A 25663-nucleotide genomic window follows, 5' to 3' on the forward strand; every position below is an offset into this window, starting at 1 on the left:
TCTTGGAGCAGGTGATGGTCAGCAGGGGTCTTGTATGAGATTTAGCTTAATATGTCAACGTTTCTCTGCTAATGGGGATTTCACCCTAGTCCGTGGTGTATAACACCCAACAGGGTGGGGTGGCTCACCCGGAGGGGCGAGCATGTAGGAAGGGGTCGGACATTTCCGTCGATGGAACGGATACTTATTAGGACGTGCACATTTTGGTATAAGTGTTGCTTATTGTAGCCACTTGTGAACGCACAGACCGTGGCCACGGCAGATTGTTCGCACTGCAGGGAACACATCCAAGGAGGTTGACATGAAGAAAACCGCACTGGTTGGAGGCGTGCTGCTGGCCGCTTCCTGCTACGGCACCGCTTTCGCGGCGACCCTTTCGGTGCAGACGGCGACCAACAAGCTGAACTATGGTCAGAGCTCCGTCGTAACCGTGAAGGCCAACGCCGAGAACGGCACCACCCGGATCACCACTTCCCAGATCCGCTACGCCAACGTCACCATCAAGAGCCCTACCGGGACGACGCTCCTGAACGGTGTCGCCATGAGCAAGGACCCCTACACCGGGTTCGCCTACTACAACTACACCCTCTCTAGCTCCGCGCCGAAAGGGACTTACACCGCAACGGTCAGCTTCACCGATTCGAGCAGCAACACCGGAACCGGCTCCACCACCTTCAAGGTGCAGCTCCCGGTGCCGAGCCATGCAAGCTACGTAACCGCGTACAACGGTCCGGCCACCTGCATCACCAGCGCCTGCCACGCAGGCCAGGCGAGCGCCATGTTCGGTTCGGTACACTACCAGTGGACCGGCGACAACCAGAAGGCGATCGAACTGGCGGCTTCCGGCTCCAAGGCCTCCAAGATGGGCGGCATCAACAACTTCTGCATCCAGCCGGACATGAACTGGCTGACCATCTTCGCCAAAACCGACGGGACCACCGGCCCCGGCGGCTGCGCGGTTTGCCATGCAGGCAACGGCCTGAAGCCCTCCACCACCTCCAGCCAAGCGCAGCTCGAGAACATCGACTGCCTCATGTGCCACGGCAACGGCTACTCCAGGAAGGTGATCCAGAACGCAGACGGCACCTTCTCCATGGTCCCGGCCGATGGCCTGAACGTACTGTCCATCGCGCAGAACGTGATCCGCCCGACCCGCACCACCTGCATGCGCTGCCACGAGAAGTCCGGCGGCGGTGACAACTACAAGCGCGGCGACATCGAATCGACCAACAAGGTCTGCACCAAGGCTTACGACGTGCACATGGGGAGCGATGGGCAGAACTTCGCTTGCCAGGAGTGCCACAGGACCGAGGGACACCGGATGGCAGGCCGCGGCTCCGACATGCGCGCCCTCGACACCACCCGCGTACTTTCCTGCGAGAACTGCCACTCCCGCATCCCGCACCGTTCAACCAACGTGAGCTACACCGACCTGAACCGTCACAGCGACAAGGTTAACTGCTCCGTCTGCCACGTGCCGACCTTCGCGAAGACCATCCCGACCGACACGCACAGGAACTGGGCGGTCATGGAGATCGACACCGCCAAGGCGCTGTGGGACCCGGAGATGACCAAAGGCACCAACATCATGCCGACCTACGCGTGGTTCAACGGGTTCAGCCACTTCTACAAGTTCAAGGATCCCGTCAGCCTCGACTCCCGCGGCGTGCAGGTGATCAGCAGCCCCGACGGCGCCTTCGTGGATCCGACCGGGAAGTTCTCCAAGCTCTACCCGTTCAAGCTCCACACCGGCTCGCAGCCGATGGAGACCACCACGAAGCAGCTCCTGCCGGTGAAGAACAAGTACGCCTTCGAGACCGGTGACATCAACACCGCCATCCAGCTCGGCGCTGCCGCCCAGGGGATGACCTACAACGCACACACCTTCGTCCCGACCGAGCAGTACGAGGGGATCTTCCACGGCGTAGGTCCGAAGACGACCGCAGTTTCCTGCTCCAACGGCGGCTGCCACCCGCAGATCACCGCAGGTGCGAACCGCATGCCGTTTGCAAGCCTTGGCTATGTGCGTCGCGGCACCACGGCCCAGATGTGCGACGTCTGCCACGGTGCTAAGACCTACACGAGCTTCACCTCGCTGCACAGCAACCACCGTGATCGCAAGAACTGTGCGGCCTGCCACGGCACTGGCTACCCGCTCAAGGAAGCGATCGCCACGCTGTGCGACAACTGCCACGGCAACAAGAGCTTCCCGGGCGCCAACACCGTCCACAGCATCCATGTCCAGAGCAAAGGGTATGACTGCAGCAACTGCCATACCTTCAGCGCAGGGATGACCGGCGGGCATACCGAAGAGCACTAGCGGTAATAAGCAGTAACAACGCAGCACCGAAAAGCCACCCGAACGGGTGGCTTTTCCTTTTGCACGAAGTAATGCCGCACGAAGCAAAAATGTGTCTACGAAGCGCCGCAGGTGACCTCGCGCCCACCCCTTTGCGAAGGGGGGACGGGGGGGATTTGCTTTTAACAGCGGTTTCCGCAGGTTTGACTGGATCCCGTAAGCCGCTTTCCTTCTAGACGCGACCACCACGGTGTTCGGCATCTGTCATTCTCTTTTTTAGCGTGGGCGATTGCAGCGGCAGAAAGTACGTGTATGGTCTGACCAAGACAAATCCCCCCTGCCCCCCCTTCGCAAAGGGGGGAACGCCGGGGCTAATGCAGCGTTTCGTGTGCGGCTGTTTTGGTGCAGCAGCCGGAATGTGGTATGCTGTTAGGCGGCGCGATGCTGTAAGAGAAGGCCGCGCCTTGCTGTGAGATACCTAAAACACCCTGCTGAGTAAATGGAGGACAATATGCGAAGATTGCGTCATTGCTTCATAGTACTGGGCTTGCTGTTCTGTCTGTCCACTACCGCAACAGCCTCGGTCAGCGTTGGCATAGGGATCGGGCTTCCCAACGTGAGCATCGGGATCAATCTCGGTGGCTACCCCGACCTGCGCCCTATACCTGGATATCCCGTCTATTATGCCCCCAACGTCCCTGGCAACTACTTCTTTTATGACGGCATGTACTGGTCCTTCTGGAACGATAACTGGTACGTGAGCTCCTGGTACAACGGGCCATGGGCTCTCGTCGATCCTTACGTGGTACCGGTCTACATCCTGCGCGTTCCGGTGCGGTACTATGTTGAACCGCCGGTCTACTTCAGGTCCTGGGCGCCCAACTACCCGCCTCGCTGGGGACAGCACTGGGGACGCGGGTGGGAAGACCGTCGCCACGGCTGGGACCGCTGGGACAGAAGCCGCACGCCGGGCAGGGCGCCGCTTCCCACCTACCAGCGCCGCTATACCGGTGATCGCTATCCTTCTTCTTACGAACAGCAGCAAAGGGTGCGTCGTGACAGTTACCGTTACCAGCCGAAGAACAACGTGGTACGGCAACATCTGAGGGAGGCGGAAAAACGTCCGTCGGGTCCGCCGGTACGCCAGGAGCGTCCCGAGATGAGAGGACCGGGTGCAATGCCGCCGGCCCAGATGCAGCGCGGCCCCGAACGCGAGCGGCAGGCACCGATGCAGCACGAACCGAGGATGCAGCCTCCTGCCCAGCATGCGCCGAAGGCCATGGAGCCTCCAAGGGGGCATGAGCCTCGCATGGAGCAGCGCATGGAACCGCGCCAGGAAAGGATGCAGGAGAGGATGGAAAGAGGTGGCGGCCCCGAGAGGGGCGGCGGCCAGGGCAGAGGTCGCGGCCAGGATAAGGATTAGGTACGCGGCCGCTAGCGCGGTAATCCATTAGCACGAAGGGCCCCTCCCCGGCATCTGGCGAGGGGCCCTTTACTTTGTTTTTGCGCAGAATTCAGGGAAACCTACAGTAACAGTGCCCACAAAGCATGGAACGCGAACCAGCGTTCCCCCCTTTGCGAAGGGGGGACAGGGGGGATTTGCCTTAGGGTGTGTTCGCCGCCTTAAGGTAGTTCGACCCCCAGTCGCACATCATCTCCAGAATCGGAAAGATGCTCTTTCCCTGCTCGGTCAGCGAGTACTCGACCTTGGGCGGTACTTGCGGATAGACCTTGCGGTGCACCAGTCCATCGCCCTCTAATTCGCGCAACTGCTGGGTGAGCATCTTCCTCGTCGTGTCCGCAAACTGCCGCTGCAGATCGGAAAAGCGCATGGTGTCCTGTGCGAGATGCCAGAGGATGGAGGCCTTCCATTTTCCACCGACGAGCGCCAGTGTCACGTCGATACCGCACTTGTATTCCTTGTCCCGCAATGTCATTACTTCGGCCGTCGACTGGCTTTGCTGCATGTCATCTCCTTCTGGTAAGGTTCCCTGTAGGGTACCGTGTTTCAAATAAGGTACTACGTTTCGTAAAAGTACGTTATTGACGGTCCGGCACCAATGGTCCTATATAGCCCAATTGCAAAAAAAAGAAAAGCGTCGGGTTGATTCAGAACTGCCTGGCGGGAGGAGACACAATGAAGGTCGTGGCATTCAACGGCAGCCCCAACAAGGAAGGGAACACCTATCACGCCATCAAGCTGGTGGCCGAAGAGTTGGCCAAGGAGGGGATCGAGACCGAGATCGTGCATGTGGGAAACAAGGCGATCCGCGGCTGTATCGCCTGTTACCAGTGCTTGAAGAACCAGGACGAACGGTGCGCCATCAAGGACGACGAGGTGAACGAGTACGTCCAGAAGATGAAGGGTGCCGATGGCATCATCCTGGGGTCCCCGGTGCACTATTCAGGGGTCGGCGGGACCTTGAAGTCGTTCATGGACCGCGCCTTCTTCGTGGCCGGCGTTAACGGCGGCCTGCTGCGCCATAAGGTGGGTGCTGCGGTGGTCGCGGTGCGCCGCTCCGGCGGAGTGACGACCTTCGACCAGCTGAACCACTTCCTGAACTACTCAGAGATGCTGCTCCCGACCTCCAACTACTGGAATGTGATCCACGGCAGGACCCCCGGCGAGGCCCTTCAGGACGGCGAAGGGGTGCAGATCATGCGCGTTCTCGCCAAGAACATGGCGTGGCTTCTCAAGCTGGTGGAAAACGGCAAAGGGGTGGTGCCTGAGCCGGAGCAGGAAACCAAGATCTTCACCAACTTCATCAGGTAAAGGGTTCGGAGGGAAGGATGCTTCAATTCAAGATAGACAAGGATAAATGCACCAGGTGCGGCCTGTGCGTTGCCGACTGTCCGGCGCACGTCATGGATACGGCCGATGGGTTTCCGCTGATCGCGGCGGAGAAGGAGGCGGGATGCTACCGCTGCCAGCACTGCTTCGCGGTCTGTCCCACCGGCGCCGTATCGATCCTGGGGCTCGACCCGCAAGATAGCACGCCGCTTGAGGGGGACTGGCGGCCGGACCCGGCGAAGCTTGAGACCCTGATGAAAGGGCGCCGCTCGGTGCGTCGCTACAAGCAGGAGAACCTGGAGCCCGAACTTTTGCAGCGCCTGCTCGAGGTTGCATGGCATGCGCCCACCGGCGTCAACACCCGCCAGGTACGCTTTACGGTCATCGATGATCGGGAAAAGCTCGCCTCTTTCCGCGATGAGCTCATGGCCGGCATCGCGCGCCTGGTGCGTGAGGACGCGCTTCCCGAACAGCTCGCGTTCTTCGGCGATTTCGTGAAGCTCTGGGAGGAGCAGTGCGTGGACGTTCTTTTCCGCGGCGCACCGCACCTGCTGGTCGCGTCGGTCTCGGACAAGGCGGTCTCGCCGTTGCAGGACTGCATGATCGCGCTCAGCTACTTCGAGCTCTTCGCGCAGGCAAACGGCGTGGGTACCGTCTGGGACGGCCTCGCCAAGATCGCCATCAACGATCTCGTCCCCGAATCCCTGGCCCGCCTCGGCATCCCAGAGGACCACACCGTCGGCTATTGCATGGCCTTCGGCAAGCCCGCCGTCCAATACGCGCGCACCGTCCAGCACCAGGGCGCCATGATCCACCGCGTCTGATAAAAAAGGGGACCGGCTCTTTGTGTGCCGGTCCCCCTTCCTTACGTCCCTAGAAGCCCGCCGTTGAAGCGCAACTCCTTACCGCGCCGCTTGGCTCCCGTTGGCTACCCCCATCAGCTTCGCCATGGTGTTGAGCGGTTCGCGCGAGACCAGATTTCCCTCGTGGTAGAAGGTCACCAACTGCAGGGTGCCCCCCTTGATCGCCTTGATAGCCACGTCGTCCGGCGTGAAGGTGGCGCGTCCGAGCGACTTCTTGGTCGGCCAATCGACCCCGCTGTAGCTCATGTACACGAGCTTTGAGCAGTACACCCTCCCCTTGGACTCGACGTCGAAGTTGAAGTCGTACGGCTTCCCCACCTGGCGCAGCGCCTGGATCACAGTGTGGGCGCGGTCCTGGCGTGTGGCCGCGGTCTTGCGCAGGATACCGATGCTGTCGATGTTGAGGAAGTGCTGCATGGTGTTCATCTCGACCCCGGAGCGCAGCGCCTCGACCACCATGTGGCCGCTTTTTATCTGTTGCTGGTACGGCTTCACCACCGGATGTTCCCAGATTCCCAGTTCCCGCAACTCCTGCTCGGTGCCGGTCCACACCGCCGCATGCCCCCAGTAACCGGGAATCAGCTTGTCGGTGAGCCGGAAGGGGGTCTTCTCCAGGAGGATGTCTCCCGCCTGCAGGTTCTTCTGTACCTCGGCCCTTACCGCTTCCTTCCCGTACAGTTTGCCCTTTCGGGTCTCCACGAGCCCCACCGCGTTGCCGAAGACCATGCTGAACAGGCTGGTCCCTTCCCGCTCAAGACCTAGCACCGTGTCCGTGGTCACCGCGCCAAAGAAGCCGAGCTTCCTGCCGATCACGTAGAAGGGGGACCATTTCTTCACTATGTCGTAGGAGGGACTTTGCCTTATCAGGGTGGAGACGTAGTCCATGGCGAGGGTGTCCGAGGTGAAGGGGGACTTCCTCGTCTGCTTCTCGTAGAACTTGATTGCCTTGCGCACCCGCTGACGATTCGTGATCGAGTCGTAGTTCAGGGTGACCTTGGCAAGCTCGGCGCGCTGCACCGCATAACCGGGGTCGCGCTCGTTCAGGATGCGGCGCAGCTTCGCGTCCCCCTCGAAGAGCGAGACGGCGAGCAGGTAGTTGTCGTAGAGAACGAGGGCGGAGGAGAGGGAGAGCATGACCCCCTTGAGTCGACTCTCCTTTGTGACGCCGAGTTCCGCGAGCTCGCTGTCGCCGGCGTCGAGCCAGCACTCGTGCGCCTCTGCCAGGGCCAGGAGCTTCTCACGCAGCGCCATGTGCTGGATGATCCCCTGGTTGATGAGGGCGAGGTCGTCGCCTGAGAGCGGTTTGCCCTGCTCCATCCCCTGCTTGATGCGGATGCCGGTCTTGATGGTCTCCGCCCGCAGCGCGAGCGCTTCTTCCGCGAGGGTGCGGAACGCATTGAGCTCCCGCGTGAGCCCCTGCTCGACGCTCGCCTTGGTGCAGCCGTGCGCCTCGAGGAAGTGCCCGGTGCAGGTCTTGTCCGATTCCCCGCCGCACGCCCCTCTTTCGACGAGCTCTTTGAGTGTGTCGCCGGCCAGGACCGGCGGCGCGCAGGAGAGGGCGATGAAGAGCGAGAACAGGATGCAGAGACGAAGCCTCATGTGGGGCCTCCTTGTACGATTGTTTGAATTTTCCCTCTCCCGCCGGGCCTTTACCCACCTTGGGGATGGTGACCGCAGGCGCGGAAAAGATACCGGTAACGCATCTAAATGACAACTAATTTGTTGCCGCCAGCGCGATCTCCTTCAGCCCTTTCAGGTCCAGCTTTCCCGTTCCGAGGATGGGAAGGCTTTCCACTTCGATGAACCCGTCGCGCCCGGGCTTCCAGAGGTTGGGGAGCTCGCTCTCGGATAGGTGCCGTGAGAGTGCCGCAGCATCGGTCGCGCCGCGGGTATAGACCACCACCAGCCGCTCTCCCTTTTTCTCGTCGGGGACCGCGGTTACCGCGAGGATCCCGCTCTGCCCGAGCCGGGCGTGCAGTTCGTCCTCGATCACGCCGTGGGGCACCATCTCGCCGGCGATCTTGCTGAAGCGGGAGATGCGGTCCGTGATCCTGACAAAGCCGTCGTCATCCATGACGCCTAGGTCTCCGGTGACGTACCAGCCGTCGCGCACCACCTCGTCGGTCAACTCCTCTCGTCCCAGGTAGCCGAGCATCACGTTCGGACCCTTCACCTGGAGCATCCCGGCCTTCCCGGGCTTCAATACCGCTCCGCTTTCCGGGTCGACCACGCGGATGGCGACGCCCGGGATTGGGTGCCCTACGCTCCCCTCCTTGGCCCCGTGCTGCTTCACCCCATCGATCTCCACGTCCGGAAGGCTCAGGGTGATAACTGGGGAGAGTTCCGTGGCGCCGTACCCCTCCATTGGGCGGATGCCGAACTTCTCCTCGAAGCTGTCCGCCACCTTGCTCTTCAGTTTTTCCGCGCCAGTGATCACGAGGCGCAGCGTGGCGAAGTCCTCGCGCTTCGCGCGGCGCAGGCAGGCGAGGAGGAAGGTGGGAGTCGCGAGGAGGAGCGTGGAGCGGTGTTCGCGCACCACTTGGGCGATTCTCTCCCCCTCCATCGGGTTCGCGTGGTAGGCGGAGGAAAAGCCGCTCGTGAGCGGGAACCAGAGCGTCGCGGTGAAGCCCAGGGAATGGAAGAAGGGGAGGGCCGAGCAGATGTTGTCGTTCAGATCGACCTTGAACACCATGCGCAGCGCCTCGATGTTCGACATGATGTTGTGATGGCTGAGCATCACCCCCTTCGGCTCGCCGGTGCTCCCCGAGGAGAAGATCACCGTTGCGCTTTGGTCGGCGTGGAACCCCTTCGCGCGGCACAGGAGGGGGGCGGGATAGAGCCTCGCCTTGAGAAGGGCGGCGAGCTTTTCACGGCCGGAGATGGCGGGGACGATGTCCTCCAGGAAGATCATGTCGTCAAGCCGCGGCAGGGTCGGGACCCTTTCCAGGAAGGCGCGCGAGGTGACGATGGTGCGGATGCCGCACTGCTCCACGGCGGAGGAAAGTGAAACCTCGGAGGCGGTGTAGTTGAGGTTCACAGTGACCCGTCCCAGCATGGAGAGGGCGAGGTTCGCGAGTACGCCCCCGGCGGACGGCGGCAGCAAAAGTCCCACGTGTTCCGCATCGTCGATCATCCCGTCGAGCTTTCCGGCGAGGGCGACAGCGGAGGTCAGGGTGCGGCCGTAGCTGAGGTGCTTTCCGGAGGTATCGGCGATGGCGCGGCGTCCCCAGTAACGGCGTGCGGTGCGGATGAAGTACTCCGGCAGCGGCCGGCGCTGCTCCTTTCTGGAGGCGAAGTAGTCGCAGGAAAGCTCGGCCACCTTCTGGCGCACCTCGACGGCGAGGCTCGTCGCGGGCATCGGGTCCCCGAAGAGGATGGTGACCGGGTAGGGGGAGAGTGCCGGGAGCCGGGAGAGGAGTTTCCCGTGAGCGTAGGAGAGGATGCTTCCCCATGCCCCGCCGATGTACACCGGGATGATCGGGTGGCCGCTGTCCTTCACTATGCGCTCGAAGCCGCCGCGGAACTCGCCCAGCATGCCGGTCCTCGTCAGCGCCCCCTCGGCGAAGATGCAGACCATGTACCCCTCGTCGAGCGCCACGCGCGCCCTCCTGATGAACTCGAGCATCTCCCTTTTGCCGTCCGTCGAGGAAACCGGGATCACCCCCATGAGACGGAACAGGCCACGCAGAAGCGGCGTGTTGTAGATGCTCCGCTCCATGACGAAGCGGATGCGGCGCTGGCAGGTGGCGGTGAGCAAGAGGGCGTCGGCCCAGGTGACGTGGTTCGGGATCAAAAGCGCCGGCCCTTCCACCGGGAGGTTTTCGAGCCCTTTGATGCGCAGGCGGTAGAAGACCCGCATGGTGACGAGGGCTACGAAGCGGATCAGGAAGTCCGGGAGAATCCGGAAGGAGATAAGCGTCAGGATCAGGGTCAGCGCGCCGACGGCGCTGAAGCCCTGCGCGGCGGTGAGTCCCATCGGGCCGCTGAAGAGCCAGGTGAGCCCGGATGCTGCGAGGATGCCGACCCAGTTGATGAAGGAGGAAGCGGCCAGCACTTCGCCGCGGATGGCGGCGTCGGCCCGCAGTTGTATGAAGGTCTGGAGCGGCAGGCTGAAGACCCCCGCCGAGATACCGAAACAGACGATGACGATGAGGCTCGCGGCGAGGTTGCCGGGGAGTACATGCAGGAGGACCGGGGCGAGGGTGAGCCCGGCGGCGCCAAGCGGAACGATGCCGAACTCCACGTCGCGGCCGGAGAGCTTGGCGGCTATGAGCGAGCCCGCGCCGATGCCGAGTGCTGCGGCGAGGAACAAGTAGCCGCTTTGCGCCTCGGAGAGCCCGAGCCTTTCCATGCCGTAGCCGATCAGGTTCAGTTGAGCGAAGGCGCCGATGAACATGAACCAGGCGAGCCCGATGATGGCGAGCATGAGGTGGCGGTCACGGGAGATGCCGCGGACTGTGTGCAGGATGCCAGTGGGGAGCAGGGCCACAGGACGGGCCGCGTCGCCGGGAGTGCTTTCCCCGATCATCCTTGCGCAGGCAAGCCCGGCACAGGCGACGGCGAGGCTGAAGAGCGAGGCGATCCAGAAGGTTCCTTCCGCTGCCTGGGCGAGTCCGGAGGCAAGGCCGGTGCCGACGATGATGGCGAGGAAGGTGCAGGATTCCATCAGGCCGTTCACCCGGGAGAGTTCATCCTTTCGGGCCAGTTCGGGAACGATGCTGTACTTCGCCGGTGCGAAGAAGGCGCTGTGGCCCGCCATGAGGAATACGACCAGGTAGAGGAGATGTTCCTGTCTTGAGGCGAAGGCGGCGACGGCCAAGAGGGTGACCGCCACCTCGAAGAGCTTCACGTTCACGATGAGCCTCGACTTCGCCAGGCGGTCGGCGAGGCATCCGGCCGGCGCGGAAAAGAGGAGGAAGGGTATGACGAATGCGGCGCCGACCGAGGCGGTGATCATCCCGGCGTGGGCGCGTCCCCGGCTACCGATCAGGAAGAAGATGATCAAGAGCTTCAGGATGTTGTCGTTCAGCGCCCCGAGGAACTGGGTGGCGTTCAACCAGGCGAAGGATTTGGATGAGGCAGTGGTCATGGCGGTGCTCCAGGTGATCAGGGTGTGGGGACGGGAAGCCTGAGGATGGCGCTAGCATTCGAGAAGACCTGCTCGGGCACCCCGAGCGCCTCCTTGAGGGCGACGTCCTGGTCCCAGGGATTGGCGATCCGGGAAAGCTCCACCATGCGACGCGGCGAGAGCTTGATGGGGAACGCGTAGGGGGTGACCGTTACGGTGTTGGGAAGCGGCATGTCGGTGCCGTAGAGAAGCTGTCCTGAAACGCCCTTCTTCAACAGGCGCGCGAGGTGCCACTTCCGGTTGATCTGGGTGAGCGCGGAGATGTCGCCGTAGCAGTTGGGGAACTCGTCGATGAGTCGGAGAAAGCGGTGATAGTTGCTCTCCCCTTCGTTTCTGCCACAGCTGCCGCAGTGCGCAGCGATCACCTTCACCCCGAGCGAGAGAGGGAGCCTGAGCCGCTCCGGATCGCCCAGTTCGTTGCGCGTCATGGTGAAGGAGTGCTCGGTGCCGGTGTGGGTGAGGAGCGGAAGCCGAAGCTCTTTCAGCTTCAGGTAGAACGGGACCAGGTGTTCGTCGGCCGGGTCGAAGTGCTGGATGGAGGGGAGCCACTTGACCAGTACGGCGCCGTCCGCCGCCGCTTTCTCCAGACGCGTGAGGGCGTCGTGGCGCAGCGGGTTCACGCTTGCGCCGAAAAGAAGATTCGGATGTTTTGCGGTCTCAGCCGCGACAAAGTCGTTGGGGATGTAAATCTCGGTGCTGCTCCGGTCAAGTTCGCCGTTGCCGTCCACCGCGCCGTCCATGGCGAGGATGACGGCGGCGGTTACGCGCTGTGAGGCGGCGAGCCGCTCGGAGATGCGCCGCAACACCAGGGCGTCTCCCTCCTGCAAGAGCTGCTCTTCGGTGACCCAGAAGGCTTTCAAGAAGACCCTGTAGCGCCAGCTTTTGCGCATGGCGGGCGAGATGAAGCAGCCACTGCTTCCTGCGCCGATGCCGGCGGTGTGGCAGTGCATGTCGATGATGCCGTTGGCGGGTGCTGCGTGCATGTCGGTGTCTCCTGTGCGCGAGATGGCATTACTATTACAGGGAGTGTGCCAAGGACTGTTTTAAAGAGGTGATAGCGGCTAAAGTGCTGGTTTGCCGTAAGACATGACTGCAACTGTGCCTGAGGCTTCAAATGGGTTATTGACATTTTATGTGCATTGATACTACATAAAATGATCATTGTCTTTGTGTCGACTCCCTCACCCTGACCCTCTCCCAAGGGGAGAGGGGAAAATGAGATGGTTGGAGTAACAGCATTACTTAGGGGAAGAGGTTATATGACAGTCGCAAAAATTACTGATCAAGAGTGGACCTTCCTGGAGACAGTGGCACGGGCGGCTTTTGCCAATCCCTTTGGCGATACGCGCGACGACCTCGATATCCTTATCGGCGGCGCGTCGCCCGGTTCTTCCCCCGACGAGATCCTCACCTCGGTGCTCACCCGGGTGGCGACCCAGGTCGAGAGCCTGCGGGCGCGCGGGGTGGCCGAACTGCGTGCCGTGGAAGGGAACCGGCGCGAGGTGCTGCGGAGGTTCTTCCTCTTCCACGTATTTCACCGCTACGTCGACCATTTCGACCGGCTCATCCAGGCCCAGTTGCAGGCGGGAGACAAGCCGTGCCGGGTGGGCTTCGCCGGCGACGCCCTCGGGGAGATGGCGCGCTTCGGGCTCTCGGAAGACGAGGCAGAGCGGACATTCGCCGTCTTCTACCAGTTGCGCCGCGCCTTCTACTTCATCAGAAACGGCCTCGTCGGGAGCTCCCCTTCTATGAAGGCGCTGCGCCGGCATCTCTGGGATTGCGTCTTCACCCACGATATCCGCTGGTTCGAGGCGGGGCTTTGGAACCGTATGGAGGAGTTCTCCATCCTGCTCCTCGGTGAGACCGGAACCGGCAAGGGGGCCGCGGCCGCCGCCATCGGACGCTCCGGCTTCATCCCCTACGACCGGGCCGCAAACGGCTTCCCGGAGAGTTTTACCCAGAACTTCGTCGCCATCAACCTCTCGCAATATTCCGAGGGGGTGCTCGAGTCCGAGCTTTTCGGGCACAAGAAGGGGGCGTTCACCGGTGCGGTGGAGAATCACGAGGGGCTTTTTAGTCGCTGTGCGCCGCACGGCGTCATCTTCCTCGACGAGATCGGCGACGTGAGCGTACCGGTGCAGATAAAGCTCTTGCAGGTGCTGCAGGAAAGGGTCTTCTATCCGGTGGGGAGCCATGAGGCGAGGCGCTTCAGCGGGCGCATCGTTGCCGCCACGAACCGGCCGCTCGATGACATGATGCTTGGGGGAAGGTTCCGGGAGGACCTCTACTACCGCCTCTGTTCAGACGTGGTCACCATCCCGCCGCTGCGTGAGAGGCTCGGTGAGGACCCGGAGGAGCTGGACAACCTGATCGCGGCCATCCTGTCGCGCGTTGCCGGGCAGCAGGTGCCCGCGCGGGAGCGGCAACTGGTGAAGAAGGTGATTAGGCGCGACGTCGGGGTGGATTACGACTGGCCGGGGAACGTAAGGGAGCTGGAGCAGGCGGTGAAGCGGATCATCCTAACCGGTCGCTACCAGGTGGTGCGCCGGGAGAAGGGGCTGGGCCGTGCGGATCGTATCGCTGCTGGGATGCGGGAGGGCTCGCTCGGTGCGGAAGAGCTTCTCGCCGCCTACTGCGGGCTTTTATATGATACCTGCGGCACCTACGAGGAAGTCGCCCGCCGCACCCGCCTCGACCGGCGCACGGTGAAGAAGTACGTGCAGATGGGGGATCACGCATGATTTAGGTGGGGAAGGAGTCGGCGTATCTCAGCGAACGCGGCGTCGTTCTAGTGGGTGTCCAGCCAGTTTTCCACTACTAGTCCGGGAACTCGAGAAAATTCGCGTACGTTATTCGTGACTAAGATGAGGCCAAGAGACCGGGCATGAGCTGCGATCAGGAGATCGTTGGGGCCGATAGCCAGTCCACGCTGCTCTAAATCGCTTCGGATCTCGGCGTAGTGATCGTCCGCATCGACGTCGAGCGCGAGCACCTCGATGTTGTCGATGATTTGTTCAACTTTGGCACGAAGGGAAGATGACCCTTTTTTCGCAGCCCCGAAACGGAGTTCGCTGGCGACGATGATGCTTGTGCAGATGGTTTCCTCGCCTTGGGTCGCTATGCGGTGCATTATCGAACCGCCAGGGCGCTTGATGAGCTCAGAGAGGATGTTGGTGTCGAGGAGATAAACCAGAGGATACACAGCTAAAGCTCCACATCGTCCAACGGCGGAAGACCTTGGTCGACATCCGGAAACTCCTCATCCGAAGGCGTCCACGTGGACAAGAGCCCCAGCAATGATTTTTTCTTCACCGGCTCGATTATGAGCCGGTTACCTTCCTTGTGCATGATGGCCTCATCCCCAGGCAGCTCGAATTCACGGGGAATGCGGATAGCCTGGTTTCTCCCGTTTTTAAAAAGGCGGACGTGGCGTTCGATAGGCTCGCTCATCTTTACCTCCTGCTGCTGTTGGCCTATGCCTTGACATAGGCTAGCAGTTCCCCGGGAGGATGTCCAGATTTTCAACGGAAAAAAGACTCAGGATCATGTTACGCCGTGGCCGCCTCTTGCTGGGGTTCGAACCGCACCACCTTGTTGCGCCCCTGCTGTTTCGCCTGGTACATCCCCTGGTCGGCGCGCTGCAATAGCGTCTCGACCGTGTCGTGCTCCGGCAGAAGGCTGGTGCAGCCTATGCTCACCGTCACCGTCAGTTCCGTCTTCTCTCCGTGGTGATCAGTGATGGTCACCGGGGTCCCGGCGATGGTGCGGCGCAGGCGCTCGGCTACGTCGCACGTCTCGGCAGGCGGGGTGTGCGGCAGCAGGATGGTGATCTCCTCGCCGCCGTAGCGGGCTACCACGTCGGTCTGCCGCAGCGATTCCACCAAAAGCCGCGCCACGTGCTGCAGGACGAGGTCCCCTGCCTGGTGGCCGTAGGTGTCGTTCACCGACTTGAAGCGGTCGAGGTCGACCATCAAAAGCCCCAGGTCCAGGTGGTGACGCCGGGCACGCATCACCTCGTCGCGCAGCCTGCGGTCCAGCACGCGCCGGTTGTAGATCCCCATCAGCGGATCGGTCATCGCCTCGTGTTCGAGGACAAAAATCCGCTTCAGTTCCAGGGTGGTCCGGTAGGCGAGGAGGCAGACCATCAGGCAGAAGACAGCGCCCAACACGAAGATGACCACGACGAGCATCTCTGAGTGCGTGTAGAGACTGCCCGCCTTCAGGCAGAAAAAGCCTACGTACCCTGCAACGAACATTAGCAGGAACCCGGCCAGCACGTACCACCAGTTCCGGTTGGCGCTCTTGGGGAGTTCCCTTGTCAGTTGCCGTACCAGAAAGAGCGCCGCAGTCAAAAGTGCGGCTCCAGAGAGGAGCAGGATCGACATGACTTTTGCTAAAACCGGGAATATGTCTGCAGTGGTTTCCATGGGTTTCCTAAGTTAGCGGGGTTGGTGGATTTTACTAGCAATGGTTTGTACCAGTCAATTAATAAACAAGTAAGGTAATGCGAACTGTCGTATACGAATACTTGAATTAAGAGCGGGCTCATGCTAAGGTCGCCGGGCCTAACCTTCGGGGATGATTGGCACAATCCATGGTTCCCGGCAGGCGATGGCAAAATCTTTGTTCAGGAGGAAGCTGTGAAGAAAGTTCTTTACGTTGGTATGTTGGCTGGTCTTGGGATGATGTTCGGTTGCGCTTCGCCGATGCCGATGGGCGCCCTCTACACGGAGTTGAAGCTCCCCGTGGCGGCTACCGGGAACGGTGCTGATAAAAAGCACGGCGTGGCGGAGTGCAAGAGCGTGCTGGGACTGGTAGCTACCGGCGACTGCAGCATCGAAACCGCGAAGAAGAACGGCGGCGTTTCCAAGGTTTCTGCAGTCGACTGGGAAGGGAAGAACATCCTCGGTCTCTTCGGCGAATACAAGCTGCACGTCTACGGCGAATAGTCAGTAAAAAACAGGGAAACAACGAAGCCGGGCCCCGACAGAGGCCCGGCTTTTTTGTTAGACCACAAGGTTGCGCGGGTGCCCGAGAACGAACCCTTCCAGGTTTCCGATCAACTGCTCCGCCAGTGTGGCGAGGGAACGGTCGCTGATCCAGGCGACATGCGGCGTGACGATCAGGTTGGGCTGTTTCAAGTCGAGAAGCGGAGAGCCATCTCGGGGCGGTTCCTGGGCCAGGACGTCGAGCCCCGCTCCCGCGATGGTCCCTTCCGCCAACGCCTGCGCCAGCGCCGCTTCGTCGAGCAGTCCGCCGCGGCCGCAGTTGATGAGGATCGCGTGGCGCGGCATCAGCTCGAGCTCGGCTTTTCCGATCATGCCACAGCTATCCTCGGTCAAGGGGCACAGAAGCACCAGAACGTCGCTTTTCGCAAGCACCTCCGGGAATGGAGTCCGTCCCGCGCGTACCTCCGACGCACCCTTTCTCTCGGCGCAGAGGATCCCCATGCCGAATGCCTCGCCCAGCGCAGCCACCGCGCTACCCAAGGCGCCGACGCCGATGATGCCGAGGGTCGCCCCGTAAAGGGAGCGCGGCATCGGTTCCACCTGCACCAGGTACCCCTCCGAGCGCTGCCAGACGCCCCCCTGAACAGCCTCGTGGTAGGCAAGGAGGTTACGCCGCAGGGCGAGGACGAGGGAGAAGACGTGCTCGGGAACGCTCACCGACCAGTTGCGCACGTTGGTCACGGCGACACCAAGGCGGCGGCAGGCCTCCAGATCGACGTGGTTGACGCCGGTGGCGGCGACCGCGATCATGCGCAGTTGCGGCAGTTCTGCCAGGTGCTCGGCGGTGATGGCGACCTGGTCCGTGATGGCGACGGTGGCGTCGGTCAGGCGCTCCACCACCTCGCCTGCGCGCGTGTCCGGATATTCCTGCCACCGGTGCGGGAAGTGCGGCGCGCGCAGCGGCACCGAAATGCCGCCGCGGTCGAGAAAGACGATCCGCTCCATCAGTGGGACATGAGGACCGGGATGGTCATGTGGCGCAGCACGTGCTTCGCAACGTCGCCAAGGACGTAGGTGCCAAAGTGCAGGTCGGCGTATCCACCCATCACCAGAAGGTCGCTACCCTCGTCCGACACGCGGTTTAAGAGCACGTCGCCGATGCCGAGCTCCGTGATGGCGCTCGTCTCGACCTGGGCCTTCACGCCGTGGGAGGCCAAGTAGCGGCGCAGCCCCTCCATGTCGGCCACCTCGTCGTTGCTCGGGTTCACCTCGAAGATGTGGGCCGACTCGGCGGCCTGCAGCAGGGGGAGGGCGTCGCTGAGTGCACGCGAAGACTCGCGCCCGGTCTTCCATGCCACGAGGATGTTCCTGCCGACGCTCTGGTAGCGCCCGGCGTAGGGGACGATGAGAACCGGCTTGCCGGAGCCGAAGACCACCTTTTCCGGTAGGAAGTCGGTGGCGCGGCGCTCCGTGGAGCCGTGCTCGCTCTGCCCGACGATGACCAGGTCGGCGAAGGTGGCGTAGTGGCTGATCGCCTCGACGACGCCCCCGCCGAGTACCTTGGTGTCCGCCGTTATCCATGTACCCTTCACGTCGGCGGCCGCCGTCTTCTCACGGAAAAGCAGCGCCAGCTCCTTGCCCGCCTCCTTGTCGTGCCCCCTTCGCATCGGGATCAGGGGATGCACCGCCACCTTGAGTCCCGTGATCGTCGCGCGGTGCCGTTTCGCCAGGTCGATGGCCAGCTCGAGCCGGTCCGCGGAATGTTCCAGGTTGTCCATGAAGACTAGTATCTGTTTCAACTCCATCTGGTGCGCCTCCTTGATGCGTGCGGGTGAGTTACTGGATGTATGGTGCTGCCGTCACCGTCTGTGCGAGCATCTCGGGTCGGGCGAAGTTGCGCAACAGGTGTCCCTTGATCATCTCCTTGAAGTCCGCCTCCTGGTCCCCCCGGTAGACGAGAGACGAGGCGATCTCGGCGGCGAGGATGGCGTAGCGGCACTTGGCCGGCAGCCGCTCCAGGCGCCCCTGGTACTGGGGCTCGCGCAGCATGGCGGGGAGGTGCGCGAGGATGGCGTTTTGGAAGACCGGCTCGTCGCACAGCTCCGGGTTTCTCTGGAAGAACGAGAAGAGGCGCGCATAGTGGCCGTTGATCTCGTGGCTTATGGCGTCGGAGATCTCGGTGTAGATGAAGCTTCCCCCCGCCTCGCGATGGCGCCGGAAGATGAGCTCCGCTTCGTCGCGCGCCCGTCTTTCCAGGATCGTCAGCACGTCCCCCACGTAACGCTCCTTGTGGGCTAGGAACTCCTCCTCGGAGAGCATGAGGTTCGCGATGATCTCGTAGGACGAGGAGATCACGCCGCACTTGTTGGCCGAGGCGTCGCGCATGATGACGATGCCGCGCCGCTGCATCTGGGTCCGCGCCTCCGGCGTGATGAAGGAATTCGCCCCCTCGACGATGGCGCGGGTGGTGGGGGTGCCGTCCTCGCGGAAAAAGCGCGGCCAGTTCTCGGCGTCGATGGTCTCCGGGCGTCCCCCGCCGGGGATGAAGAGGTCGGTCGGGACCGAGAAGAGTAGGTTCCCGAACTCGCGGTGGAACTGGTCCGTGGTCACCCACTGCTCCTGGACCCCCGCCCCGGTGCTGACGGCGCGCTTGAACAGTTCGCGCAGCCCGTCGGTGCGCCGCTCGTTGCGGTACAGGATGAAGCCGCCGGGGTGCAGCCGGGCCGGATCGAAGGCGTCCAGGTCGTGCTTGAGTACGATGCGGGATAGTTCTCCGTGGTCCATCCCCTCGGGGTCGAAGATGGCGCCGGAACCGTCGAGGATCAGCTTGATGCACGCCTCGGGAGAGCGCTCGAGCATGATGCGCAGCGCGTTCCCCGCCACGTCGCCGCTAGGCCCCCCGGTGAACTTCACGCTGAAGCGGTCGCGCCTTATGTCGATGCCTAGCTGCTGCATGGCGGTCTCGGCGAACTGCATCACGCCGGTCGAGGTGACCCCGTACTCCTTGTGGTTGATCCCGACGCGCTTGCTGGAGATGAGGCCGATGCCGAGCAGGTAGCCGCGCTTTAGCGACTGGCGCGCGATCATCTCGATCATCACGTCGTGCATGTTCTCGTCGGGGCCTAGCTCAATCGGCTCGTCCTCGCCGTAGTAGTCGACGACGCGCGGGTCACAGGCCTGACCGTTCTCGGTGACGAAGATGTCCAAGAAGGCGTTGATGAAGCCAAACTGCAGCTTGTAAAGGCGCTGGGTGGAGAGGTCGCGCGCCTCGAGACGGGCGGCGTCGAGCACCACCACCATCTTCGAGCCACCCTCGTAGATGTCCTTGTTCTTCAGGTGCTGGGTGTGGGCGAGGACGTACACCTCGCGGAAGAGGGTGCTCGCCGAGGTGACGTACTCATCGCGATTCCTCGTGATGATGGTGCGCCACCCACCGCGGGCGATGTCGGAGAAGCCGATATGGTAGCCGCTGCCGTAGCGCCCGAAGAAGAAGGTGATGCGGAACGGGAGCTCCGGGGGAAGGTCGGCGGTGAACTCGGGTGCCAGCTCGCCAAGGTAGGCGGGGTCGAGCCGGAAGGCGAGGGCGTGCTTCTCGCGCACGTAGAAGTTCGTCTTCAGCGTGTTCCTGATAAAGGTGATGGCGCAGCGGAAGATGGCGCGGCGCAGGTCGTCGATGTAGCGGTGCCCGGTGTTGTAGGACTCGACGAAGCGGACCGTCTCCTCGAGCGTCTTCCGGTAGAACTCCTCGCGCAGGGAAAGCCCCGGCTGGAAGCGGATCCTGAAAAGCTTCGCGAGCTGGAGCGCGATGTCCGGGTGCGAGTGGAAGGCGAGCATCACGTCCTCGTAGCCGTACGGATCGGGGTGGTGATGGGCGAGGTTCGTGTGGCAGAAGGCGATGAAGGCGTTCACGAGCGACGCCTCCTCGCCGTTCATCACGCGGCTCGTGACGAACTCGCGGTAGGTCCGCGAGGCTGTGGAGAGGATCTGGGTGTTGTAGAGCTCCATCTGCAGCCGGTCGAAGAGCTCGCTCCCCTTGGAGAGAAGCGGCGCGTCCGGGCGCTTTCTGACGTAGAAGGTGCCGAGGAAGTAGGGATGCACGCCGTTGGAGATGGTGAGGCAGTAGGCGCGCTGCACCCCGAAGCCCAGGCGGTTGAAGACCTCCATGGTCTGCAGGAGAAAATCGTTTTGCGGCGGGTTGCCGACTGCGAAGAGGACGCGGGTCTCGCTGTCGAGCCCCATGTCGTCGGTCTCTTCCACGTCGAGGAAGATGCCACCCTGGCGGTTTCCCTCCTGGAAGACCCAGAGGATCTGGGCCACCCGGTTCGGGGGGGAGATGCGGACGTACTGCTCGTTGTTGAGCCACAAAAGGCGCAGGAGCGCGTCGAGTTGGGCGAGGTCGAAGAGGGGATAGCGCGCCTTCAGCGCCTCCTCGATGCCGGTGCGCAGCTCGGCCGGGATCTCCGGGGGCGAGGCGTCGGCAATTTCGCTGTGCTCCTTCCTGTCGAAGTCGAAGCGCTGCACCTCGAGCCCTTGGGAAAGCCCGGGGACCGCCCCCTTGGAGTGGGTGAACTCGGCGTAGGAGATGTCGCGCTCCTGCAGGGTGCGCAGGGTGTCGTAGAGCGAGCCGGGGCGGTTCAGGCGGGCGAGGATCAGGGTCTTCGCCCGGTCCGCCACGGTGAGCCGCTGGTTCTGCGCCAGGGTCTTCAGCCCCACGGCGAGGGCGTGCACCGCCTCGGACTCCTCCTTCATGGTGATGAAGAAGTAGGAATCCATCTGCGCCTTCAGCCAGGCGAGGTTCTCCCTGGACCTCGCGTCGCTTTCGGCGATGAGGCGGTCGACTGCTGCCAGGAGGTTCTGGTCGGCGCTTGGGCGCATGGCTACCCCTTTAGGACCGGCAAAAGTCCTTCCATTTCAGGCTTGAACACGCTCCAGACCCGCTCGCGCAGCTGGGCCAGGAAGTCGTGGGTGATGAACTTCGGGAGCGTCACCTTGTGGTTCGGGTCGTCCATTACCTGCGAGGGGAGGGTGTACTCCTCGTGCTCGTGGAAGCCCTGGCGCAGTTCGAGGGCGAGCCCGCGCAGGTACGCCCGGCGCACGGAGGCGAGAATGTCCGCCGAAGCGATCTCGAGCCCTGCTGCTTCCTTCACGGCGCGCACGATGATGTCGTGGCCGATGCCGACGCCGACGAACTTGCACAGGCCGATCATGTCGTAGCCTACCTGTAATAAACCGCCGCTGGTGATCGCCTGCACCCACTCGTCCAGGGAGTGTTTTCCTTCCTTTGCGAGCATCATGTGCGTCCCCATGGACATGTGTCCACCGGCGATGGCGAAGATGTAGCCGGGGTTCGTGTCCGGGAGGTAGGCGGGAAGCTCGAGCCCCTTCACGTGCATGGCGTAGGCGGTCTCGCCGAGCGCCTCGGAGAGGCGCTTCACGCCGCGCCCGAGTTCGGGGTAGAGGCCGCGCCCGGCGCCGTCGATGAGCGCCGCGATTTTTTCGTAGTCGCCGAACGTTGCGCCGTTCAGGATCGGCGCCTCCGGGTGGCGCTCGTTGTAGTCGAGCAGGTAGGCGATGGTAGTGCCGAGCGAGATGGCGTCCATGCCGAGGAGGTCGCAGCGGTGGATCAGGTCACACACCTCCTTCGGGTTGTGCACGCCGAGGTTCGAGCCGAACAGGATGAGCGGCTCGAAGTCGAACTTCGCGGCGAGCTTGCCGCGGCTGCCGTCCTCGTTTTTGTGGAAGAGGTTGTTGTGGCAGCGGATGCCGCAGCGGTGGCAGGCCTCGGTGGCTACCTCGAATTCCCTCTCCACCTCGTCGCGGAACAGGCGCTCCACGTTGTCGCACCCCTTGGGGCGGAAGTTGTTGAGCGGCACGGCGTGGAAGACCTGCAGCACCTCGATGTTGGCCCAGGTACCCCCACCGCCCCCTTGGCTGGTCGGCTGGAAGCGTGCGCTACCGCCGCTTTTAAGGATGTCGCGGTTCACGTCGCGGATCTCGGGGGTGATCTTCTGCAGCTTGTCCGGGCTCTGGGCCACGATGGCGAGGAGGTTCTTGTACCCCATGAGGCTCCCCATGCCGCCGCGCCCGGCGAAGCGGCTCTTCGGCTCCCCGGATTTCAGCTCGTTATCGGTGCTCATGACAACCGCACCCATGTAGTTCGTCTCCCAGTTCTCGCCCGCCGGGCCGATGGCGGCGAAATGGGCGTCCGGGTACTCGGCGGCAAGCGCCATGATCTTCGCATGCCCGGTGAGGCCGATGAGATGCCCGGCCGGCTTCAGTTCGACCTCGGGACCGTTCGCCCCATCCCTCAGCACCGCGAACACCGGGGCCTCGGAGCGGTTCTCGAAGATCACCTCGTCGAGGCCGGTCCACTTGAACTTGTTGCCGAAGTTGCCGCTGCCGGTGGACCACATGGCGCCGGGGCGGCCGGTGCCGGACTGCTTCAGGGGGCTGTAGCCGGAGAAATAGCTGCGCATCCCGGTCATCACGCTGGTGCCGGTCAGAAGGCCGGAGTTCAGGATCAGCGGGTTTTCCGGGGAGTAGGCGTTTGCCACGTCGCGCTCGGCCAAGATCTGGAAGCTCCTGCCGAAGCCGCCGAGGACGTCCTCCAAGTTCCTGCAGGGGACCGCAGCGAAGTCGGCGCGGCCGGTGGCGAGGTCGATGGTGCAGCGCTGGTAGACTACGCTTTCCGGGTTGGTGCTCATCATTTTGTTGTCGCTCATATCTTTTTGCTCCGCAAAATCGTTATTGGGACTGGCTCCGACAGGTGCCTGCCCCCAGGTATTGGTGGAACTCTGGCGAGGGCACCTGCAGAGAGCCGGTGCCGACAGGGTCACCCCCCGCCCATGCGGGGCAAAAAGGAGAGGACGTCGCCGTCCTGTACTATCTCGTCCCAGGCCGCATGCAGCCCGTTCACGAGGACGGTCCCCACATCGTTTCTGGGAAGCCCCAACTGCTCCACGATGGAGGCGATCTTCTGCCCCGGGGTGCATTCCCACTCCGCCTCTTCGAAAAGCTTCCAGCGCAGGGAAGCGTAGAGTTTGATCCTGATCTGCATCCTTAAAACCTCGTAGCTAAAAGGTAAAAAGCCCCCGTCAGGCCGCACGGTTCCCTTGCAGGCGCCGGGAGGGACCCGGCGCCTATAGGAAAAGCGGTTTCAGGGAGTCTGAAAGGAACGTGTTTTCTTGGGTGGTTGGTTAGAAGCCGAGGTAGGCCTCGCGGATGGAGGCGTCGGCCTCGAGGTCGGTGCCGGTCCCCTGGCCCACGATGCGCCCGTTCTCCATGACGTAGCAGTAGTCCGCGACCTTCAGGGTCTGGTGCACATTCTGCTCGACGAGGAAGATGGTGAGCCCCGCCTTGTGCAGCTCCTGGATCACCTTGAAGACCTCCTGCACCATGATGGGCGCGAGACCGAGGCTCGGCTCGTCGAACATGATCACCTGCGGGTCCTGCATGAGCGCGCGGCCGATGGCCACCATCTGCTGCTCGCCGCCGGAGAGGGTCTCGGCGGTCTGGGTGCGACGCTCTTCCAGGCGCGGGAAGATCTCGTAGATCCTCTTCAGGGTTTGCTGGCGCTTGCCGTGGGCCCTTTTCAGGTAGGCCCCGACCAGTAGGTTCTCCTCCACGGTCATCTTCGGGAAGAGCTGGCGCCCTTCGGGGACCAGGGTGATGCCGAGGTCGACCACCTTGTGCACCGGCATGCCGGTCACCTGGGTGCCGTCGTAGTGGATGGTGCCGTTCGCGGTCGGGATCAGGCCGCAAAGCGCCTTGAGGGTCGTGGTCTTGCCGGCGCCGTTCGCACCGATGAGCGCCACGAGCTGCCCCTTGGCCACCGAGAAGGAGATGTTCCAGAGGGCCTGGATGTCGCCGTAGTTGACGGAGATGCCGTTGACGTCGAGTAGATTCATGCTGCTTCCTCTCCAAAGTACGCTTGTACCACGTGCGGATCGCTGGACACCTCGGCCGGGGTCCCCTCGGCGATCTTCTTGCCGAAATTGAGCACCACCAGGCGGTCCGAGATGTTCATGATGACGCGCATGATGTGCTCGACGATGAGGATAGTGAGCCCCTGCGCCTTGAGCTTCATGATGAGCTCGACGGTGCGGTCCGCCTCGGTCGGGTTGAGCCCTGCCACCACCTCGTCCAGAAGGAGGAAGGAGGGGTCGAGGGCGAGCGCCTTGCTGATCTCGAGGCGCTTCCTGCCGGCCAGGGTAAGCCCGGCGGCGGAAAGGTGGGCGCGGTCGGCAAGCCCGGTGGTCTCGAGCACCTGCCAGGCGTGGCGCTCCGCGTCCGCCTTCTTCGGGTGTTTGAGGAACGAGGCGATGGTGACGTTTTCGAGCACGGTGAGCCCGGCGAACGGCTTCACCACCTGGAAGGTGCGCCCGATGCCGACCCCGGCCAGGTGGTAGGGGGGCTTGCCGGAGATGTCGTTACCCTGGAACACCACGCTCCCCTTGGTCGGGGCGTAGTAGCCGGAAATCACGTTGAAAAGGGTGGTCTTGCCGGCGCCGTTGGGGCCGATGAGACCGACGATCTCGCCTTTTTCTACGCTGAAGCTCACGTCGTCGACCGCGGTGAGGCCGCCGAAACATTTGGTTACCGAATTAACCTTGAGGATGGGTTCAGTCATGATTAGTTCCCCTCTTCCGGTACTGCCACGGCGGAGAGGGCCGCGGGTTCCGATGCCGGTTCAGGCTTTTCCTGCGGCCTGGCCACCGCCTTGCGTTTGACCAGGGTGCCCCAGAGGCCGTTGGGTATGAAGATGACGCTGATCGCGATCAGCGCGCCCAGGATGATGAGGTAGAGAAGCTGGAAGTCGGACAGGTACGCCCAGAAGATGGTCTTGAAGGCGAAGATGAGGATCGCCCCGAGCGCCGGTCCGAAGAGCGTGCCCATGCCGCCGAACACCACCATGACCACCGCCTGGTCGCTCACCAGGTCCCCCAGGGTGGAGGAGGGGTCGATGAAGGTGATCCAATATGCGTAGATGCCGCCCAGGATGCCGGTCGGGATCGCCGAGAGGATAAAGGACTGCATCTTCAGCATGGTCGGGTTGAGCCCCAGTGCCTTCGCCCCTTCCTCGTCCTCGCGGATCGCCTTCAGCTTAAGCCCGAAGGGAGCGCGCTCCAGGAGGTACCAAAGGACCAGGAAGATAGCCCCGACGGTGATGAGCATCAGGTAGTAGAAGAACAGCGGGTTCAGGAAGGCCTCGAGGCGCATACCGTCCGGGCCGCCGGTGAACTCGACGTTCAGGGCGAGCTGCTGGATGGCGCGGGAGAGCGCCCAGGTGGCGATGGCGAAGTAGGCACCCTTGAGCCGGAGCGTCGGGATACCCGCGATGAGCGCGGTCAAGGCGGCCGCCACGCCGCCCAGCGGCAGCGCCACCCAGAAGGGGAGATGCGCCTGCATCATGAGGATGCCGATGGTGTAGGCGCCGATGCCGAAGAAGGCGCCGTGACCGAAGTTCAGGTAACCGGTGTAGCCCGCGATGACGTCGAAGGCGATGGCAAGCCCGATCCACATGATCCCCTCGGTGAGCACGCGCAGGACGAAGGTGTCGTGCACGACGAGAGGCAGGATCAATAGGGCTGCGGTGATGATGGCGAGGATGGCTGCGCCGCGACTGGTTTTCAT

Annotated in this window: 21 protein-coding genes; 6 read left to right on the forward strand and 15 right to left on the reverse strand. The window is 62.8% G+C overall.

Annotated elements, in window-relative coordinates:
• Positions 1–301 precede the first annotated feature (301 nt).
• Positions 302–2320 (forward strand): hypothetical protein, encoded by a 2019-nt coding sequence (locus tag E8K79_RS15585; RefSeq protein ID WP_136515502.1) that lies wholly within the window; start codon positions 302–304, stop codon positions 2318–2320.
• A gap of 490 nt (positions 2321–2810) precedes the next feature.
• Positions 2811–3722, forward strand: coding sequence for a hypothetical protein (locus tag E8K79_RS15590; RefSeq protein ID WP_136515503.1), 912 nt, complete (start codon positions 2811–2813; stop codon positions 3720–3722).
• A 181-nt stretch (positions 3723–3903) separates the two neighbouring features.
• Here the strand turns inward: E8K79_RS15590 and E8K79_RS15595 are convergent, their stop codons facing one another.
• Positions 3904–4266: a winged helix-turn-helix transcriptional regulator gene (locus E8K79_RS15595; protein WP_135868668.1), complete on the reverse strand. Its 363-nt coding sequence runs from the start codon at positions 4264–4266 to the stop codon at positions 3904–3906.
• A 170-nt stretch (positions 4267–4436) separates the two neighbouring features.
• On the opposite strand from E8K79_RS15595, the gene E8K79_RS15600 reads away from it, so the two are divergent.
• Positions 4437–5072 carry a flavodoxin family protein gene (locus E8K79_RS15600; RefSeq protein WP_135868667.1) on the forward strand — a complete coding sequence of 212 codons (636 nt, stop codon included), beginning with the start codon at positions 4437–4439 and terminating at the stop codon, positions 5070–5072.
• Positions 5073–5089: 17 nt separating this feature from the next.
• On the forward strand, positions 5090–5914 hold the full coding sequence (locus tag E8K79_RS15605; protein WP_135868666.1) for a nitroreductase family protein: 825 nt from the start codon (positions 5090–5092) through the stop codon (positions 5912–5914).
• A gap of 78 nt (positions 5915–5992) precedes the next feature.
• On the opposite strand, the gene E8K79_RS15610 is transcribed toward E8K79_RS15605, so the two are convergent.
• The 3 genes from E8K79_RS15610 to E8K79_RS15620 all read right to left on the reverse strand — a co-directional run bounded on the left by E8K79_RS15610 (position 5993) and on the right by E8K79_RS15620 (position 12064).
• Positions 5993–7552 carry a YiiX/YebB-like N1pC/P60 family cysteine hydrolase gene (locus E8K79_RS15610; protein WP_136515504.1) on the reverse strand — a complete coding sequence of 520 codons (1560 nt, stop codon included), beginning with the start codon at positions 7550–7552 and terminating at the stop codon, positions 5993–5995.
• Positions 7553–7667: 115 nt separating this feature from the next.
• Positions 7668–11042, reverse strand: coding sequence for an acyl-[ACP]--phospholipid O-acyltransferase (locus tag E8K79_RS15615; protein WP_136515505.1), 3375 nt, complete (start codon positions 11040–11042; stop codon positions 7668–7670).
• A 17-nt stretch (positions 11043–11059) separates the two neighbouring features.
• Complete coding sequence (locus tag E8K79_RS15620; RefSeq protein WP_136515506.1) at positions 11060–12064, reverse strand: amidohydrolase family protein; 1005 nt, start codon at positions 12062–12064, stop codon at positions 11060–11062.
• Positions 12065–12340: 276 nt separating this feature from the next.
• On the opposite strand from E8K79_RS15620, the gene E8K79_RS15625 reads away from it, so the two are divergent.
• On the forward strand, positions 12341–13822 hold the full coding sequence (locus E8K79_RS15625; protein WP_136515507.1) for a sigma 54-interacting transcriptional regulator: 1482 nt from the start codon (positions 12341–12343) through the stop codon (positions 13820–13822).
• 47 nt (positions 13823–13869) lie between these two features.
• On the opposite strand, the gene E8K79_RS15630 is transcribed toward E8K79_RS15625, so the two are convergent.
• The 3 genes from E8K79_RS15630 to E8K79_RS15640 form a co-directional block, all read right to left on the reverse strand.
• Positions 13870–14283 carry a type II toxin-antitoxin system VapC family toxin gene (locus tag E8K79_RS15630; protein ID WP_246043838.1) on the reverse strand — a complete coding sequence of 138 codons (414 nt, stop codon included), beginning with the start codon at positions 14281–14283 and terminating at the stop codon, positions 13870–13872.
• Between the two features lie 2 nt (positions 14284–14285).
• Positions 14286–14531: an antitoxin gene (locus E8K79_RS15635; RefSeq protein WP_136515508.1), complete on the reverse strand. Its 246-nt coding sequence runs from the start codon at positions 14529–14531 to the stop codon at positions 14286–14288.
• A gap of 98 nt (positions 14532–14629) precedes the next feature.
• The gene (locus E8K79_RS15640; RefSeq protein WP_136515509.1) at positions 14630–15508 is read right to left on the reverse strand and encodes a GGDEF domain-containing protein; all 879 of its coding nucleotides are present in this window, start codon (positions 15506–15508) and stop codon (positions 14630–14632) included.
• A gap of 213 nt (positions 15509–15721) precedes the next feature.
• Between E8K79_RS15640 and E8K79_RS15645 the strand changes: the two genes are divergently transcribed.
• Positions 15722–16030: a TRL-like family protein gene (locus tag E8K79_RS15645; protein WP_198419830.1), complete on the forward strand. Its 309-nt coding sequence runs from the start codon at positions 15722–15724 to the stop codon at positions 16028–16030.
• 57 nt (positions 16031–16087) lie between these two features.
• Here E8K79_RS15645 and E8K79_RS15650 read toward each other — a convergent pair whose 3' ends face one another.
• From E8K79_RS15650 to E8K79_RS15685, 8 genes are all read right to left on the reverse strand, one after another.
• Positions 16088–17035 carry an NAD(P)-dependent oxidoreductase gene (locus tag E8K79_RS15650; RefSeq protein WP_136515510.1) on the reverse strand — a complete coding sequence of 316 codons (948 nt, stop codon included), beginning with the start codon at positions 17033–17035 and terminating at the stop codon, positions 16088–16090.
• A complete protein-coding gene (locus E8K79_RS15655; RefSeq protein ID WP_136515511.1) occupies positions 17035–17835 on the reverse strand; it encodes a universal stress protein in 801 nt (266 codons plus the stop codon). The genes E8K79_RS15650 and E8K79_RS15655 overlap by 1 nt, the downstream gene beginning before the upstream one ends.
• Before the next feature lie 31 nt (positions 17836–17866).
• Positions 17867–20803 (reverse strand): NAD-glutamate dehydrogenase domain-containing protein, encoded by a 2937-nt coding sequence (locus E8K79_RS15660; RefSeq protein WP_246043848.1) that lies wholly within the window; start codon positions 20801–20803, stop codon positions 17867–17869.
• A 104-nt stretch (positions 20804–20907) separates the two neighbouring features.
• Positions 20908–22752, reverse strand: a complete 1845-nt coding sequence (locus tag E8K79_RS15665) for an aldehyde ferredoxin oxidoreductase C-terminal domain-containing protein (protein WP_136515513.1) — start codon at positions 22750–22752, stop codon at positions 20908–20910.
• 110 nt (positions 22753–22862) lie between these two features.
• Positions 22863–23087: a MoaD/ThiS family protein gene (locus tag E8K79_RS15670; RefSeq protein ID WP_136515514.1), complete on the reverse strand. Its 225-nt coding sequence runs from the start codon at positions 23085–23087 to the stop codon at positions 22863–22865.
• 139 nt (positions 23088–23226) lie between these two features.
• A complete protein-coding gene (locus E8K79_RS15675; RefSeq protein WP_129128080.1) occupies positions 23227–23937 on the reverse strand; it encodes an ABC transporter ATP-binding protein in 711 nt (236 codons plus the stop codon).
• Entirely contained in the window at positions 23934–24659 is a 726-nt protein-coding gene (locus E8K79_RS15680) for an ABC transporter ATP-binding protein (protein ID WP_135868655.1), read from the reverse strand. The genes E8K79_RS15675 and E8K79_RS15680 overlap by 4 nt, the downstream gene beginning before the upstream one ends.
• Positions 24660–24661: 2 nt before the next feature.
• Positions 24662–25663 carry a branched-chain amino acid ABC transporter permease gene (locus tag E8K79_RS15685; RefSeq protein ID WP_136515515.1) on the reverse strand — a complete coding sequence of 334 codons (1002 nt, stop codon included), beginning with the start codon at positions 25661–25663 and terminating at the stop codon, positions 24662–24664.

This window comes from Geomonas edaphica (assembly GCF_004917075.1).
Lineage (GTDB): Bacteria > Desulfobacterota > Desulfuromonadia > Geobacterales > Geobacteraceae > Geomonas > Geomonas edaphica.

Coding starts and splice junctions, on each gene's coding strand:
- E8K79_RS15585 (WP_136515502.1), top strand. CDS start 302: ATGAAGAAAACCGCACTGGTTGGAGGCGTGCTGCTGGCCGCTTCCTGC.
- E8K79_RS15590 (WP_136515503.1), top strand. CDS start 2,811: ATGCGAAGATTGCGTCATTGCTTCATAGTACTGGGCTTGCTGTTCTGT.
- E8K79_RS15595 (WP_135868668.1), bottom strand. CDS start 4,266: ATGCAGCAAAGCCAGTCGACGGCCGAAGTAATGACATTGCGGGACAAG.
- E8K79_RS15600 (WP_135868667.1), top strand. CDS start 4,437: ATGAAGGTCGTGGCATTCAACGGCAGCCCCAACAAGGAAGGGAACACC.
- E8K79_RS15605 (WP_135868666.1), top strand. CDS start 5,090: ATGCTTCAATTCAAGATAGACAAGGATAAATGCACCAGGTGCGGCCTG.
- E8K79_RS15610 (WP_136515504.1), bottom strand. CDS start 7,552: ATGAGGCTTCGTCTCTGCATCCTGTTCTCGCTCTTCATCGCCCTCTCC.
- E8K79_RS15615 (WP_136515505.1), bottom strand. CDS start 11,042: ATGACCACTGCCTCATCCAAATCCTTCGCCTGGTTGAACGCCACCCAG.
- E8K79_RS15620 (WP_136515506.1), bottom strand. CDS start 12,064: ATGCACGCAGCACCCGCCAACGGCATCATCGACATGCACTGCCACACC.
- E8K79_RS15625 (WP_136515507.1), top strand. CDS start 12,341: ATGACAGTCGCAAAAATTACTGATCAAGAGTGGACCTTCCTGGAGACA.
- E8K79_RS15635 (WP_136515508.1), bottom strand. CDS start 14,531: ATGAGCGAGCCTATCGAACGCCACGTCCGCCTTTTTAAAAACGGGAGA.
- E8K79_RS15640 (WP_136515509.1), bottom strand. CDS start 15,508: ATGGAAACCACTGCAGACATATTCCCGGTTTTAGCAAAAGTCATGTCG.
- E8K79_RS15650 (WP_136515510.1), bottom strand. CDS start 17,035: ATGGAGCGGATCGTCTTTCTCGACCGCGGCGGCATTTCGGTGCCGCTG.
- E8K79_RS15655 (WP_136515511.1), bottom strand. CDS start 17,835: ATGGAGTTGAAACAGATACTAGTCTTCATGGACAACCTGGAACATTCC.
- E8K79_RS15660 (WP_246043848.1), bottom strand. CDS start 20,803: ATGGATTCCTACTTCTTCATCACCATGAAGGAGGAGTCCGAGGCGGTG.
- E8K79_RS15665 (WP_136515513.1), bottom strand. CDS start 22,752: ATGAGCGACAACAAAATGATGAGCACCAACCCGGAAAGCGTAGTCTAC.
- E8K79_RS15670 (WP_136515514.1), bottom strand. CDS start 23,087: ATGCAGATCAGGATCAAACTCTACGCTTCCCTGCGCTGGAAGCTTTTC.
- E8K79_RS15675 (WP_129128080.1), bottom strand. CDS start 23,937: ATGAATCTACTCGACGTCAACGGCATCTCCGTCAACTACGGCGACATC.
- E8K79_RS15680 (WP_135868655.1), bottom strand. CDS start 24,659: ATGACTGAACCCATCCTCAAGGTTAATTCGGTAACCAAATGTTTCGGC.
- E8K79_RS15685 (WP_136515515.1), bottom strand. CDS start 25,663: ATGAAAACCAGTCGCGGCGCAGCCATCCTCGCCATCATCACCGCAGCC.